The 14,963-nt window shown below is 43.4% G+C and carries 14 protein-coding genes; 5 read left to right on the forward strand and 9 right to left on the reverse strand.

Annotated elements, in window-relative coordinates:
• The first annotated feature begins 1 nt into the window (after window position 1).
• The 5 genes from cybH (at window position 2) to msrB (ending at window position 6,173) form a co-directional block, all read left to right on the forward strand.
• The gene (cybH, locus tag OFO10_RS04505) at window positions 2–670 is read left to right on the forward strand and encodes a Ni/Fe-hydrogenase, b-type cytochrome subunit (protein ID WP_270861780.1); all 669 of its coding nucleotides are present in this window, start codon (window positions 2–4) and stop codon (window positions 668–670) included.
• Window positions 667–1,215, forward strand: a complete 549-nt coding sequence (locus tag OFO10_RS04510) for a HyaD/HybD family hydrogenase maturation endopeptidase (protein WP_270858957.1) — start codon at window positions 667–669, stop codon at window positions 1,213–1,215. Before cybH ends, OFO10_RS04510 begins: the two co-directional genes overlap by 4 nt.
• Window positions 1,212–2,774 carry a hypothetical protein gene (locus OFO10_RS04515; RefSeq protein WP_270866249.1) on the forward strand — a complete coding sequence of 521 codons (1,563 nt, stop codon included), beginning with the start codon at window positions 1,212–1,214 and terminating at the stop codon, window positions 2,772–2,774. Before OFO10_RS04510 ends, OFO10_RS04515 begins: the two co-directional genes overlap by 4 nt.
• Window positions 2,764–5,058, forward strand: coding sequence for a carbamoyltransferase HypF (gene hypF, locus OFO10_RS04520; RefSeq protein WP_270866250.1), 2,295 nt, complete (start codon window positions 2,764–2,766; stop codon window positions 5,056–5,058). The genes OFO10_RS04515 and hypF overlap by 11 nt, the downstream gene beginning before the upstream one ends.
• An 83-nt stretch (window positions 5,059–5,141) precedes the next feature.
• On the forward strand, window positions 5,142–6,173 hold the full coding sequence (msrB, locus tag OFO10_RS04525) for a peptide-methionine (R)-S-oxide reductase MsrB (RefSeq protein WP_270866251.1): 1,032 nt from the start codon (window positions 5,142–5,144) through the stop codon (window positions 6,171–6,173).
• Window positions 6,174–6,226: 53 nt separating this feature from the next.
• Here msrB and OFO10_RS04530 read toward each other — a convergent pair whose 3' ends face one another.
• The 9 genes from OFO10_RS04530 to OFO10_RS04570 form a co-directional block, all read right to left on the reverse strand.
• A complete protein-coding gene (locus tag OFO10_RS04530; protein ID WP_270866252.1) occupies window positions 6,227–6,610 on the reverse strand; it encodes a tetratricopeptide repeat protein in 384 nt (127 codons plus the stop codon).
• Between the two features lie 159 nt (window positions 6,611–6,769).
• Window positions 6,770–7,714 (reverse strand): carbon-nitrogen hydrolase, encoded by a 945-nt coding sequence (locus OFO10_RS04535; protein ID WP_270866253.1) that lies wholly within the window; start codon window positions 7,712–7,714, stop codon window positions 6,770–6,772.
• Window positions 7,715–7,730: 16 nt separating this feature from the next.
• Entirely contained in the window at window positions 7,731–8,711 is a 981-nt protein-coding gene (locus OFO10_RS04540; protein WP_270866254.1) for an agmatine deiminase family protein, read from the reverse strand.
• Between the two features lie 69 nt (window positions 8,712–8,780).
• Window positions 8,781–9,572 carry a DUF3298 and DUF4163 domain-containing protein gene (locus OFO10_RS04545; protein ID WP_270866255.1) on the reverse strand — a complete coding sequence of 264 codons (792 nt, stop codon included), beginning with the start codon at window positions 9,570–9,572 and terminating at the stop codon, window positions 8,781–8,783.
• Between the two features lie 24 nt (window positions 9,573–9,596).
• Window positions 9,597–11,306 (reverse strand): proline--tRNA ligase, encoded by a 1,710-nt coding sequence (locus OFO10_RS04550; RefSeq protein ID WP_270864417.1) that lies wholly within the window; start codon window positions 11,304–11,306, stop codon window positions 9,597–9,599.
• Window positions 11,296–12,603, reverse strand: coding sequence for a glutamyl-tRNA reductase (gene hemA, locus OFO10_RS04555; RefSeq protein WP_270866256.1), 1,308 nt, complete (start codon window positions 12,601–12,603; stop codon window positions 11,296–11,298). The genes OFO10_RS04550 and hemA overlap by 11 nt, the downstream gene beginning before the upstream one ends.
• On the reverse strand, window positions 12,603–13,505 hold the full coding sequence (locus tag OFO10_RS04560; protein ID WP_270866257.1) for a polyprenyl synthetase family protein: 903 nt from the start codon (window positions 13,503–13,505) through the stop codon (window positions 12,603–12,605). The genes hemA and OFO10_RS04560 overlap by 1 nt, the downstream gene beginning before the upstream one ends.
• A gap of 60 nt (window positions 13,506–13,565) precedes the next feature.
• The gene (locus OFO10_RS04565) at window positions 13,566–14,186 is read right to left on the reverse strand and encodes an HAD family hydrolase (protein ID WP_270866258.1); all 621 of its coding nucleotides are present in this window, start codon (window positions 14,184–14,186) and stop codon (window positions 13,566–13,568) included.
• On the reverse strand, window positions 14,167–14,880 hold the full coding sequence (locus tag OFO10_RS04570; RefSeq protein ID WP_270866259.1) for an SIR2 family NAD-dependent protein deacylase: 714 nt from the start codon (window positions 14,878–14,880) through the stop codon (window positions 14,167–14,169). The genes OFO10_RS04565 and OFO10_RS04570 overlap by 20 nt, the downstream gene beginning before the upstream one ends.
• Window positions 14,881–14,963 lie beyond the last annotated feature (83 nt).

Consider the following 14,963-nt stretch of genomic DNA (forward strand, 5'->3'; position numbering starts at 1 on the left):
CATGAAAAAAAGAGAAGCCGAGTATGAATTTTCGATAGGATTGCGCCTTACCCACTGGATACGCGCTATCGCTATCGTCATACTTGTAATTACTGGATTTTATTTGGCTTATGTTTTCATAGCCCCAGAGATTAGCTCTGAGCCAAATTTATTCTTGCAAGCTAAAATTCGCTTCGTGCATTTAGTGGCAGGTTTCGTGCTAATGGCGGCTATGCTTTACAAATCATATCTGTTTTTGTTCGATAAACACAGCAGAAAAGAGCTAGTTAGTATTAAGGATTTTATCAATCCTAGGGTTTGGATCGAGCAGATCAAATTTTACCTATTTTTAGGCGAACACCCACATTTGCACGGCGTTTATAATCCTTTGCAATTCATTGCGTATTTGGCATTTTACATCATTTTAGCCTTGATTTGTATCACTGGCCTTGTGCTTCATGTGCATATGTATCACGGCGGACTTGGTGGTATGATTTATGATCTAATGCGCCCAATCGAGGCTATGATGGGTGGTCTAAGCGAGGTTCGCACTATTCACCATTTATCGATGAATTTCCTTATTTTATTTATCCCTGTGCATGTTTATATGGCTGTTTTCAACGCTGTAAAAGGACAAGACGGAGCTATGGACGCTATCATTAGCGGCTATAAGTTCAAGGTTCAAAAATGAAATTAGGTGTTATCGGTATAGGTAACATTATGTACTCCGACGAAGGTGTCGGAGTACATTTTATGCACGCACTGCAACAAAACTACAAATTCACCCCAAACTCACCTGATGATAGTATCGAATTCATCGACGGAGGCACGCTGGCTGCGCTTTTAATGCACATTTTGGTCGAATTCGACGAAATTTTGCTGATTGATTGTATCGACGCAGACGAGGGCAGTATCGGCGATGTGTATTTCTTCGACTACGAGGCTATGCCAAAAAGCGTGAAATGGAGTGGTTCGGCTCACGAGGTGGAGATGCTAGAAACCCTGCAAATGCTAGATCTTTGTGGCGATAGACCACGCACGCAAATCCTAGCCGTGGTGCCAATGCGCATAGAGCCGATGAGTTTTAGCGTGAGCGATGAGGTGCTGAAATCTAGCGAGATTATGGAGCGCACGGCGATAGATTTTATCGCTTCTCGCGGTTTTGTGTGCGAAAAAATTGGGAATTTAAGTGTGCGCGATATCGCTGAAAATTTTGATTCTAAGGGCAAAAATTGATAATTTCTTTTAAATTTGATTATTTGAATAACAACGGCTTAATCGCCTATTTTTTGGATTTTTATGCGCGCAAGGCTGGGCTGAAATACGCTCTAAATTTAGACAAAAATTTAACCACACTCTATGTCGAAGCAGATGAAAAAGAGCTACTCGAATTTAGCGATAAATTTATGGCGCTTATTCCAAATTCTGCGTTTTTGGCAAAATCGAGCGTGGAGGTGGTATCTGGCGAAGGGGATTTGAAGGAAGTTTGCGCCAGAAGCGATGAGATTAAATTTTTGCCTAAATTTTCGAATTTCACCCCAAGCCAAATTCACGAATTTTTGCAAAGTGGCGAATTTATAGAAAATGAATTTGGAGTTTTAAGCGGTGTTAGCGTCTTTGACGGCGAGAGTTTCGTCGCTGTAAATAAGCAAAATTTTGGCAAGTTAATCGAACATGCTTACCGCATTTTGCGTCATAATCAAATTTTGCAAATTTCGCTAAATGGCGAGAAATTCAGCCTTAGTGCGGATTTAAATTTCGAAAATTCAGACTTTATGGTCGCTACTGGCCTAAAATCGTTTAATAAAATTTTCATCACCGATGACAAACAAAAAATCGCCCTTGCGACATACGAAAAGCCGATTTTGCGCCTCAAAACAAACAGCGTTTTTCGTAGCTCTTTCTCAAAATCGCCTAAATTTTTCGATGTGAAAATGTGTAGCGATCTCTTTTCGTTCGCGCTTTTTAAACGCCTCGAAGATGATGAAATCTACTATGTCAGCGCGCAGGGAAACAAAAATAAATTTTTAAATTTATGCGTGATTGAGGATAGATTTCTTATCACAAAAAATTACGAGTTTATGAGCGAGGCCGAAAAAACGCTCCTTGCTTCTGGCGATGAAATTACGCATTTTGGGCTAATTTGCAAGGAAAGGGAGATTTTTGATTCGCGCGTGATGAGAGTTTTTGTATCGAAAAATAGCGCCGATGAGATTGCGATTTACGAAGCCAAATCCAAGCGCAAACTCCTAAATTTCGCTATGCCTGCGAATTTAGACGCTCTTTTTGATGAAATCAAAAGCGACGAGACAGGCGCGAAACTTTTGGCAAATTTTAGCGCAAAATTTAGCCTAGATTATGCACGCGCAAATGCCGATTTTAGCGAAGTAAAACCTAGTTTTTATGGCTATTTTGAACTGCTTTCTCGCGTGATTTTTGGCAAAGACGCACAGTATTTGTTGGAGTGTGCTGGGGAGTTTTTGGGCGAAAAGGGCATGAAGCTAGACTTCGAGCTTAAAGAAAACGGCGATTTTAACTTCGCCAAAACGCTTCGTTCAGCGATGAGCTACAAGCTAGCAGGCGTCGATGATAAGGTTTTAAGCTACGGCGTAATCGACACGCTGGCTAGGTTTATCGGCGATTTGGCTGACGCAAACGAGGCATTATACGATTCTGGCGTGCTTAGCGGTTCGCTCTTTGCCGAGCGCAGGTTCGCAAACATCGCCACACTCGTGCTTGGCAAATCTCGCCTTGATTTCTCGGCATATTTGGGTTTGCAAGGCTGTGAGCGTTAAAATCAAGATTGCAGGAGCTGTGCAGGGCGTGGGTTTTCGCCCGTTTATCTACCGCATTTGCACCGATCTAGGCATAAAAGGCGAGGTTTATAACGACGGCGAGGGCGTGAAAATCCACGCAAACGCCACGAGCGAGCAAATAGCGCGGCTTAAAGAGCGCATTTATAGCGAGCTTCCGCCACTTGCGAGGATTGATAAATTTGAGATTTTTGAAATCGCGCCTAAAATTTATAATGATTTTAAAATCGTTTCTTCGCAAAATTCGGCGAAATTTAACCCAATCTTGCCTGATTTTGCCATTTGCGATGATTGCAGGCGTGAATTTTACGACCCGCAAAACAAACGCTACCGCTACCCATTTATCAACTGCACGAACTGCGGACCGCGACTTAGTATCATCAAAAAACTCCCTTATGACCGCGCAAATACGACAATGGCGCAGTTTAAAATGTGCGAATTTTGCGGCGGCGAATACACTGACCCGCTAAATCGCCGTTATCACGCCGAGCCGATTGCCTGTGCAAAATGTGGGCCAAAGCTCTTTTTGAAAAACAAAAATGGTGAAATTTTAGCTATTGGCGAAAATGCGGTTAAAATGCTTTGTGAAATTTTATCTCGTGGCGAGATAGTCGCTGTAAAGGGGCTTGGCGGATTTCATATAATGTGCGACGCGACGAACGAAGACGCCGTAGCGACCTTACGAATTCGCAAAAATCGCCCCGATAAGCCATTTGCCATAATGTGTAAAGATGAGAAAATGGCTAAAAAATTTGCCCGGTTTTGCGAGAGTGAAAAAGAGCTTTTAAATTCGCAAATTAAGCCGATTGTTTTGGTTAAAAAATCGAAAAATTCGCAGAATTTTGCTCTCGCTGATGCGGTTGCGCCAAATTTAGGCAAGGTTGGCATTTTTCTAGCAAATACGGGCATTCATTTGCTACTTTTTGAGTATTTTAATCGCCCATTAATCGCCACGAGCGCGAATATCAGTGGCGAGCCGATAATTTACGATGAGGCGAGTTTGCGCCAAAAATTGGGCGGTGTGATTGATTTTTATTTGGATAACGACAGAGAGATTATCACGCCAAGCGACGATAGCGTGGGCTTTGTGGTGCAAAATCAGGCGCAGAGTATCGCAGAAATCACGGAGCAAAATTCGCAAAAAATTACGCAAAATTTTACGCAATATTTACGCACTTCGCGTGGGCTAAATCCGCAAATTTTCAAAAGCAAATTTACTCATAAAGGCTCGTTTCTCGCCCTTGGCGCGGAGCTAAAAAACCAGTTTGCAATATACAAAGACGGGCAAATTTTTATTTCCCCATATATCGGCGATTTGAAAAATATCGCCACAAATGCTCGATTTTTCGCGCTTTTGGATATTTTTATCAAAACTTATGATTTGAAATTTGACGCTGTTTTGGGCGACCTGCACCCGAATTTTTTGCATACGAAACATTTTGAAAATTTGGGCTTTGAAGTGGTAAAATTTCAGCACCATTACGCGCATTTGGTCGCGAATTTGGCGGATAATGATTTGCTTGGAAGTGGTAAAAAATACCTTGGGTTTAGTTTTGACGGCACGGGTTATGGCGAAGATGGCACAATTTGGGGTGGCGAAGTGCTGGAATTTGACGAATTTGGCTACAAAAGGGTTTTGCATTTTGACGAATTTGCGCTAATTGGCGGCGAGAGTTCGATCAAAAATATCTACAAACTCGCAATTTCGCTGATTTTTAAATTTGGCATTGAAAGCGAGGCGAGTGAGTTTTTAGCCAAATTTAGTCAAAATGAAATTTCAAATTTAGCCAAAATCGCCCCGCGCTCGCCAAAGACAACCTCGCTTGGGCGCATTTTTGACGCATTTGCAAGCGTGATTTGCGACCAAAGAAGCGTTAGTTTCGACGGCCAAAGCGGTATGAGTTTGGAAAATCTCTTTGATGAGAGCAAAATCACGAGTGAGAGCGAAAAACGCTATAAATTTGAGATAATAAACGGCAAAATTAGCGTTAAAAACGCATTTTTAAGCGCGCTAAAAGATGAACCAGCCGTAGCTGCTTCAAATTTCATAAACGAGATCGCACAGACAATGCTAAAAATCGCAAAAGAGCGAAATTTAGAGGTCGTGCTAAGTGGTGGGGTTTTTCAAAACGCAACGCTTTTGCATTTGGTAGTGCGAAAATTTAGCGAGGCTGGCGTGAGATTTCACCTACACAAAACCACTCCAAGTAACGATAGTGGCGTGGCCCTCGGGCAACTCATGGCCTATATCGCTCGCCTAAAATAATCAATAAATTTTATCAACTAACTTAAAATTTTAAAATTTTACGCTAAAATCGCAGGAATTTTTAATCAAACAAGGCAAAAATGATGAAAATTTTAAAATTTTTACTATGTTTTGCGCTGTTTTTAGGCGCAGATGAAATAAATTTAAAGGGCGAAAGCGTGCAGAGCAAAAATCAAAATTTAAAAGAAATTTATTTAGCGGGTGGCTGTTTTTGGGGTATGGAAGGGTATTTTAGGCGAGTAAAGGGCGTCGCGAGCAGCGAGGTTGGCTACGCAAACGGCAATAGCGAAAAAACGGATTATTATTCGCTCAAAAACACAGACCACGCCGAAACCCTAAAAATCAAATTTGATGAAAATGTCGTGGCATTTGCCGAGATTTTGGAGCATTTTTTCAGAGTGATTGACCCCATAAGTGTCGATAAACAAGGTAACGATGTCGGCAGGCAGTATCGCACGGGGATTTACTACACCAACGAGAGCGACAAGGAATTTTTGCAAAATTTCATCGCCTTAAAACAAAAAAAATATAAAGAAAAAATCGCCGTCGAGGTCGCACCACTACGCAATTACGCGCGCGCAGAAGAGTATCACCAAAACTACCTTGGCAAAAACCCAAATGGATATTGTCATATCGACCTAAATTTGGCGAGCAAACCGCTTTATGACGAGAGTAGGTTCGCGCTCCCTAGTCCAGAAGAGATGAAGGAAAATCTAACGCCGTTGCAATTTAGCGTGACGCAAGAAAAGGCGACGGAGCGCCCATACACGAGCGAATTTGATAAACTCGACGCAAAGGGCATTTATATCGATGTCGTTACGAAAAAACCGCTTTTTAGCTCGACGGATAAATTCGACGCAGGGTGCGGGTGGCCGAGCTTTTCTAAGCCGATTACTACCGACGCGCTAGATTATGCGCGCGATACGAGACATGGCATGGTGCGCACGGAGGTTAGCTCGCGGCTTGGCGGGGCGCATTTGGGGCATGTTTTTGAGGACGGCATCAAAGAAAAGGGCGGTTTGCGCTACTGCATAAACGGCGCCTCGCTCGAATTTATCCCGCTCGAAAAAATGAGCGAGCGCGGATACGCTGAGTTTATCCCGTATGTGAAATAGGGCGAATTTGCGAGGTGTATTTGACTGGCCAAGGCGGGGCTAAATTTTATATTTTATTTGAATTTTTTTAAAGTTTCGCAATCATTTTTTGAGCCTAATTTGCAAGCTTTTTCGTAAAATTTCATTGCATTTGCAGGGTTTTGTTGCACCCCTTTACCGATATGATACATAAAAGCTAAAATTTGACAGCTAGATACGATGCCGTGATCGCAAGCGTCCGTAAAAAGCGGTATAGCCATATCGTATTTAAAGCTTCCGACATAAAATTTTCCCAGATTATCGCAAGCACCATAAAATCCATTAGCGCAAGAGTACTGGAAATACCAAAGAGATTTTTTGTTATAAAGTGCGCCTAAATTCGAGCATGCTTTATAAAATTTTGCTTCACAAGCGGTGCGAAGCAAAATTTCAGCTTCATCAAGGCGGTAATTTGTCAAAAATTTATTTCCCTCTATATTGATTTTCGAACACGAATTTTCACTGCCTAATTTACAAGCAATTTTTGGATAAAAGAATTTTTCATCAAAGCTTATTTGGATAAAAATCCCAATAATGCAAATTATTGAAAATAGTAAAATTCTCTTCAAATTTCGCCCCTAATCATCAAATCTTTTTAAAAGTGAGCCGTAGCTTTCGATTCGGCGATCGCGCAAGAACGGCCACCACCTGCGCACATTTTCGCACCTTTGCATATCAATCTCCACGACCTCGCACAGCTCGCTCTCGCACTCGCTACGAAATACCTCCTCGCCTTGCGCACCAAAAACAAAGCTATTTCCCCAAAACAAAATTCCCTCATCATCGCAGGCATTTCCAGCTTTATAAGCTTTTTTGCTATTAGATAAAATTTCTTTTGGCGAAATTTCGCTAAGAGTTGCTTTTTCAAACCCCACACGATTTACAGCGATTACAGGTAGTGAGTTTGCCACAGCATGCCCTCTTTGCACCGCAACCCACGCTTCTAGCTGGCGAATTCTCTCAGCCACATCATCACCCATAAACCAGCCAATCGCAGTCGGATAGATTAGCACCTGCGCCCCACGAAGCGCCATTGCGCGCGCTGCCTCAGGATACCACTGATCCCAGCACACCAGCACGCCCAGCCTTCCCACGCTCGTATCAATCGGCGCAAAACCCATATCGCCGGGCGTAAAATAGAATTTTTCATAAAAATTCGGATCGTCTGGGATATGCATTTTGCGGTATTTGCCAAGCACTTTGCCGTCGCGCTCGAAAACCACAGCCGTGTTGTGATACAGCCCAGCACTCCTGCGCTCAAAAAGTGAAGCCACAAGCACCACGCCAAATTCTTTGGCGATACTGCCCCAAAATTTCACATCGTCTTCGAAATTTGTCGCATAGTCGAAATTTTCGGTGTTTTCGCGCTGACAAAAATAGTGAGTTTGGTGGAGTTCTTGAAGCACGATTAAATTCGCCCCTTTTTTCGCCGCCTCGGCGATAAGCTCCTTAGTGCGCGCTATCGTGGCTGATTTGGTGCCGTAAAATTTGTGTGAGATTAGTCCTACTTTTAAATTTTTCATTTTTTGCCTTTAAATTTTAAATTTTATTGCTGAATTTATTCATACACGAGCAGTGAAGCGAGCCGTTTTGACGGATAAAAACCCGCGCATCTACGCCAACGACCTTGCGCCCCGGGCAAGCTTTTGAGAGGCGAGAGAGCGCGATTTCGTCGTTTTTATCGCCATAAGTAGGCACGATAAGTCCTCCATTTACAAATACGAAATTCGCATAAGTAGCTCCCAAACGCCTATTTTCGTAAAAAATCGGCGCTGGAAGCGGAAGTTCGATGACCTCGAATCCATGCGCTAAAATCTGCTCTTTTAGCGAGCGCAGGGCAGGGTAGTGTATGTCGCTAGAATCATCGCATGAAGCCACGGCAACGAGATTTTCGCCCACAAATCTAGCCAGCGTGTCGATATGGCAGTCTGTATCATCGCCCTGAATAAATCCGCCTTTAAGCCAGATTATTTTTTTTAGCCCAAAAATTTCGCCTAGCTTTTGCTCTAAAATTTCTTTGCTAAGGGCGTTTCGGTTGTCATTTAGCAAGCACTCCTCGGTCGTTATTAGCACGCCAGCGCCGTTAAATTCGACACTTCCACCCTCTAAAATCAAATCGACATCGCGCAGCGCTTTGCCCCAAATTTCATAAAGCGTGGCATTTAGCGCATTGTCTTTTTCGCTCGCAAATTTCCCGCCCCAAGCGTTGAAGGTGAAATTTAGCGCCTCTACCTTGCCCTCATTTTCGACATCAATCGCGCCATAATCGCGTATCCAAGTGTCATTTGTAGGGATTTGCACGAAATTAACGGCGAATTTCTCGTCTATTTCGCCACACACTTTGTCGAATACTGCCCGTTTTGGTGCGATAGCTATGAGCGGCTGAAACTGCGCCACAGCGCGGATAAAGTGCGTATAAGCGCTACTAATCTCGCCCAAATACGGCGCCCAGTCGCTATCCTCGTGAGGCAGTGAAACTAAAAGTGCGTTTTGATTTTCCCACTCTGCAAATGCTCTCATTTTCTCTCCAAAATTAAATTTGCGTTGAATTTTATGTAAAATTTAGCGTAAAATTTTACGCTAAATTTGTTAAAATTTTAAAAATTCCTCTTTGAAAATGCCTTTTAAATTTTCGTAAGGCACGATGATTTCGGGCTCGTCCATAGCATACGGCGCGATGAAATACGGCGCGAAGACAAACGCCACGCCCTCTTTGGCGAAGTAAAATTCGCTTTTAAAAACGATATCTTCTGGCAGATTATCCACCCAAAATGTCTTGATAAACTCCGTAATATCGCGCTCTTGGCAGGCTTTGTCGCAGTTTGGCTGCGAGGCTATGATATCTGCGCGAAGCATATCCTTGTAACCCTTGAAAATCTCCTTGTATAGGGGCTCCACGCTAACCGCGCCGATTAGGACATTTGCAATGTCGATTTTCTTGTCTGCGAGTAAATCGTAGATGATATAGCTCGTGTGCTCCATGCCGTGCGCTCCGCCAGAATACGAGTATGAAAACTGCTTGATTTGGGCTAGGTTGCCGATTTGCGAGATAAAACTCTGCTCGGCGCTAAATTCGCTATGAAAGTCCAAATCGCCATTTTGAGCCATTTCTTTATCGGCTTGGGCTTTGGATTGTTCTACTAAACTTGTGGCGTATTTTTTCGCGTCCAAGCTTTTTAGCAAAAGCGCGCATCTCTCGTCGATACTCTCGCCCTCGCAAATCCCAAACAGGCGGTTTTTTAGCAAAATGTCTAAATTTTCGTTGCCGGTTTGAACTAGGGTGTAGCTGTGCGCATCGTCCGAATACAGCTCCTGGGACTGCGGGTTAATCTGCGCATAAGAAAACAGCGCAAATAGCGCAATTATGGCAAGTTTTTTCATTTTTTTCCCTTAAATTTACAAAATTTACGCCAACTTTTCTTTAATCAAATCAAAAATTTTATCCACGCTGACGCTTTGTTTTTCTAGGTTTTTGCGCTCGATAAACTCTACTTCGCCATTAGCCAAGCCTTTGCCGACTAGCAGGGCGTATGGAAATCCCATAAGCTCGTAATCGTTCATCTTAACGCCAAATCGCTCATTTCTATCATCAAGCAAGGCGTTAATGCCTAAATTTCGGCATTTCTCGTAAAGCTCAGTCGCAAAATTGACGATATTTTCATCTTTTGCATTTGAAATGATGATTTCTAGCGCAAAAGGCGATAGCTCTTTGCTCCACACGCAACCCTTCTCATCGTGGCTAGACTCGACTGCGACTGCGACTAAACGGCTCACGCCGATACCATAGCAACCCATGAAAAATGGCTGTGTTTTGCCGTTTTCGTCTAAAAATTTCGCTCCCATAGGGTCTGAATATCTCTGTCCTAGCTGGAAAATGTGTCCTACTTCAATGCCCTTTGTAACGCGCAGTTCGCCCCCACAGCACGGGCATTTATCCCCAGCTTTGACCTCGGTTAAATCTTTGAAGCGAGTTTTGTTAAAATTCGTAACCGCGCAACCGATTAAATGGTAGTTTTCTTCGTTTGCCCCAGCTATCATTTCGCGCTCGTTTTCAAGCTCGACATCGATATAAAAATCAATATCTCTTGGCAGACCAAATGGCCCGCAAAATCCAGGCACAAGCCCAGCTTCGCGCACTTCGCTCTCATCTGCGTCGATTAGTTCTAGCGCACCACAAGCGTTTTGTGCCTTTGTCTCTTGCAAATCATCGTCGCCTCGCACGAAGAAAACCACGATTTTTGCGCTATCTTCGTAGATTGCCTTTTTCATCACGGCTTTGATTGTAAAAAATTTATCCACTTTGAAAAATTCAGCCACGCTCTCGATTGTTTTGGTGCCTGGCGTGTGAAATTTCATCATACCCTCGGTTTCTGGCGCTTCGCAAGGGGCTGTGCGTTTAGCGCGGTGCGCTGCTTCGATATTAGCAGCATAAGAGCAGTTAGCGCAGACTAAAATATCGTCCTCGCCGTTATCCGCTAAAACCATAAATTCCTTGCTTCCGCTTCCGCCGATTGCGCCACTATCGGCTTCGACGGCACGGAAATTTAGCCCAAGACGGGTGAAAATTTTGGTGTATGTTTGCTCCATGAGATCAAATTCACGCTTCAAATCAACCTCGTTTGCATGGAAACTATATCCGTCTTTCATAGTAAATTCGCGCCCACGAAGTAACCCAAAGCGCGGTCTTGCCTCATCTCTGAATTTGGTGTTTATTTGGTAGATATGAAGCGGGAGTTGCTTGTAGCTGGTGATTTTGTTCGCCACCATTAGCACGGCGCTTTCTTCGTTTGTCGGGCTTAGGACGAAGTCGTTTTCTTTGCGGTCTTTTAGACGCAAAAGCTCTTTGCCGTATTTGTTATACCTGCCGCTTGCCTTCCACGCATCAGCTGGTGTAACCACGCTAAATGCGACTTCTTGCGCGCCTGCGTTATTCATTTCTTCGCGCACGATTTGCGTGATTTTGTTTAAAACCATTTTCCCTAGCGGCATGAAATTATAAAGTCCGCTGCCTAACTGCTCGATAAATCCTGCCCTAAGCAAGAAAATATGGCTTGGCAAAATGGCGTCTTTTGGCGCTTCTTTAAATGTCGGTGCAAAAAGTTTGCTAAATTTCATTTTTATTCTCCATTGTTTTGCTATTTTCGTAGTCTAAAAATTTTTCGTAATTTTCTTTAAGGGCGAAAATTTCGTTTAACGAATTTGTCGCGAAATCAATCTCGTCCTTGCTCTTTAAATTTTTCAAATTTGTCGTTGGCGTGTGCAAAAATGATTTGAAAACTTGGTGAATTAGTTTCCTAGCCTCTTCTTTGTCGCTGTTTTTTAAATAGCCTTTTTTGATAGCTTTTTCTAGCTCGATTTCGGAAACCTCACGGGCTTTGGCGCGTAGGGCCTTGATGAGTGGGGTGGCTGCTTTGGCGTTTTGGCTATTGAAAAACTCGCTGGTTTGCGCCCCGATGATCGCATAGGCGTTGTGAGCCTGCTCCTCGCGCAAGATTAGGTTGTTTTTGACGATTTCTTCTAAATCATCGACGCTATATACGACGATATCCTCGCTTTGGCTTAGCTCTATGTCGCGCGGGACGGCGATATCGAAAAAGTAGCGTTTGAAATTTTTGGCTTCAATGATTTCATCGGTGATTATTGGCGTAGCGGAGCTTGTCGCACTGAAAAATAGTCTATTGATATTGACATATTTTTTTAGATTTTCTAAGCTATCAAATTTCACGCCTTCCCCTAGGCTTTTGGCTAAATTTTCGGCGTTTTTTAAATTTCGGTTTAAAATTGTAATCTTCGCGCCACTTGCGAGCAGGTGTTTGCACGCTAGCTCGCTCATCTCGCCAGCACCGCACACTATGGCTTCCTCGCCTTGAAGCGAGCCTAATTTTTCCTTTGCCATGGATACTGCCACGCTTGAAACAGATACTGGATTTTTGGAAATTTCGGTTTTTGTGCGCACGCTAGCAGCGCATTTTAGCGAAGCGTCGATTGCACTTTTGATATCCTCGCCTGTGTTGTTGTTTTCAAGCGCAAATTTATACGCATCTTTTAGCTGGCCTACGATTTGCGTTTCGCCGACAACTAGACTATCAAGCGAGCTTGCGACCGAAAAAAGATGATGAATCGCGCCGTCATCATCGTATAAATCAGCCCTGGTTTCTAGCTCGTCTAGCCCCACGCCACTGACGCGAGATAGCGCAAGTAGGGTAAATTTCGACGCAGCCTCATAATCGCTTACACTAGCGAAAATTTCCACGCGGTTACAGGTATTTAGCACCATGCACTCTTTGATACTCGCGTTCGAGCACAAAAGTCGCAAAATTTCCTTTTTTCGCACATCGTTTGTGAAAGATAGCTTTTCACGCACTGTAATGTCTGTGTTTTTGTGAGTAAAACTCACACTCATATAAGCCATTAAAACTCCCTATTTATCATATTTTCAGCGATTTGTATAAGTTTTTCGTTTTTGAAATCTTTTATCGCTTCTATTGCGCTAGTGCCTAAAAATTTCGCTTCATTTATGCAACGCTCGATGATTTTATACTCGCTAAATTTTGCCCTAAGCCACGAAATTTCGTCCTCGTTTAGCTCTTTTTTGAAAAGCGATTTTAGTTTTTCTTTATCATTTTTGCCCAAATTCTCGTATAGATAAATATACGCTAGCGTAGTTTTGCCCTCTTTGAAATCCCCCAAATTCGGCTTTCCTAACACTTCGCTTGATTGCGTGATATCCAAAATATCGTCGATTATTTGAAAGGCAAGGCCTAAATTTTTGCCATATTCGCCAAATTGTTTTACCTCCGCGCCCTCGCCAAATTTCAAATACGCCGCACTTCTTGCCACTTCCTCGATGAAAACGGCGGTTTTGTAATAAATCATTTGGGTGTATTTTTGGGCGTCAGAGTTGAAATTTTGCGACATTTTTACATCCATCATTTCGCCGATTGCGAGTTTGGTGACGGCTGAGCTTAGCGAAGTAGCGATGAAGCTAGGAAATTTGCAAAGCTCACTGTAAGCTTTGGAGTAGAGTATGTCGCCGAGCATAACGGCGTTTTTAGAGCCCTGGGTTGCGTTGATTGAGGGCTTGCCGCGGCGCATTACGCTTTCGTCGATGACATCATCATGCAGCAGGCTAGCAGCCTGAATAAGCTCAGTAATAGCGCATAGTCTTAGGCTCTCTTCACTCTCTCCTGCAATATTTAAAAGCAGTTTTGAGCGCAGTTTTTTGCCTGAACTAAGAGTCAAAAACATTTCGCTAGCCACGCTGTATCCGCAACTAGCGATGAAATTTTGCATAATTTGATCGATTTTGTCCATTATTTCTTTCTTTTTTGATAAAAAATTTAGCGATTATAGCAAAATTAAATTTAATCCAAGCTAGAATTTATCGATAATCTCCCACGCCTGCTCTGGCGTTTTTGCGTTTTTTACGCCCGCACTGAACTCGCCCATACCCCAGCTTACTTGCAGATACTGGATATTTGCCCTTTTGGCGGCGAATTCGTCCTTTTTGCTATCGCCTAAAAAAATTGCTTTTTTAAATTTGCTATTTTTCAAAACTTCTAAAATCATAGCGGGATCTGGTTTGTGCGGCACTCTCTCGCTCTCACCCACGATAAAGTCAAAAAACTCGCTTAGTCCCGTAAATTCGGCTATGCTAGCAAGGCTAGCTTGTGGAGCATTCGAGGCTAGGGCGACGAAAAAGCCAGCATTTTTACATTTTTTTAGCAAATCCAAAATCCCAGGATAGGGCAGGGCGAATTTGCGGTAATTCCCCATATACACAGCCATAAATTCAGCCCCCAGCTCCGCGCTCACGCTCTGTGTGCCATATAGCGCGATAAAGGGGTTTTGCGCGGGATCGTTTATCACGCTCATTATGTAATCATGCTCCAAAGGTGCGAGATTAAGGCGGTTTCTAGTGAAATTTATACTCTCGCAAATGGCCTTTTTGCTATCAAGTAGCGTGCCGTCCATATCAAAGATTATCGTTTTCATGCGCCTCGCCTTGCAAAAAATTTCTAATATCGCTCTCCCATTTTGGCGCGGCGGTAACGGCGCTTTCGGTGTAGCATTTATCGAAAAATTTATCGATTCGCGAGGCGTCAAGGTTGTTTAAAACGCTGATTTTAAAGTATCTTGTATAGCCTGCTACATCGAGCACTTCCCCGCTCGTGCCGATACAGACGAACATTTCGCACTCTTGCAGTGCTTCGTATAAATCGGCGTAGTGCGGGGCTTGCTCGCCAAACATAACGATATTGTGGCGCATTTTAGGGCTTTTACATTTTTCGCAAATTTGCCCATTTATTGGCGCGTAGCCGATGTTTTGGATATGTCCGCACGCCTCACAGCGAATTTCGGGCAAAAATCCGTGCAAATGAATTACACCCTCGCAACCTGCGCGTTCTAGCAGATCATCGACATTTTGGGTTTGCACGACGATTTTTTCTCCAAATTCTTTTTTTAATTTCGCGATTGTGTGGTGGGCTAAATTTGGCTCGCAACCCGCTAATTGCGCCCTGCGCTCATCGTAAAATTTAAGCACCTTCGCTCTATCTTTTAAAAAACCAGGCACCGAGCAAACCTCTGCCACGCTGTATTGCTCCCAAAGTCCGCCACTCTCCCTAAATGTGCGAAGCCCGCTAGCCGCACTCAGCCCAGCCCCGCTTAAAATCAATACTTTTTTCATTTTTTACTCCATAAATTTTATTTTTTTGCGGGGGCGGCGCTCAGAGTTGCGATGGCCGCCCGCCCCCGCGCCCTCCACCAGGC

This window comes from Campylobacter sp. VBCF_06 NA8, assembly GCF_027737825.1.
GTDB lineage: Bacteria > Campylobacterota > Campylobacteria > Campylobacterales > Campylobacteraceae > Campylobacter_B.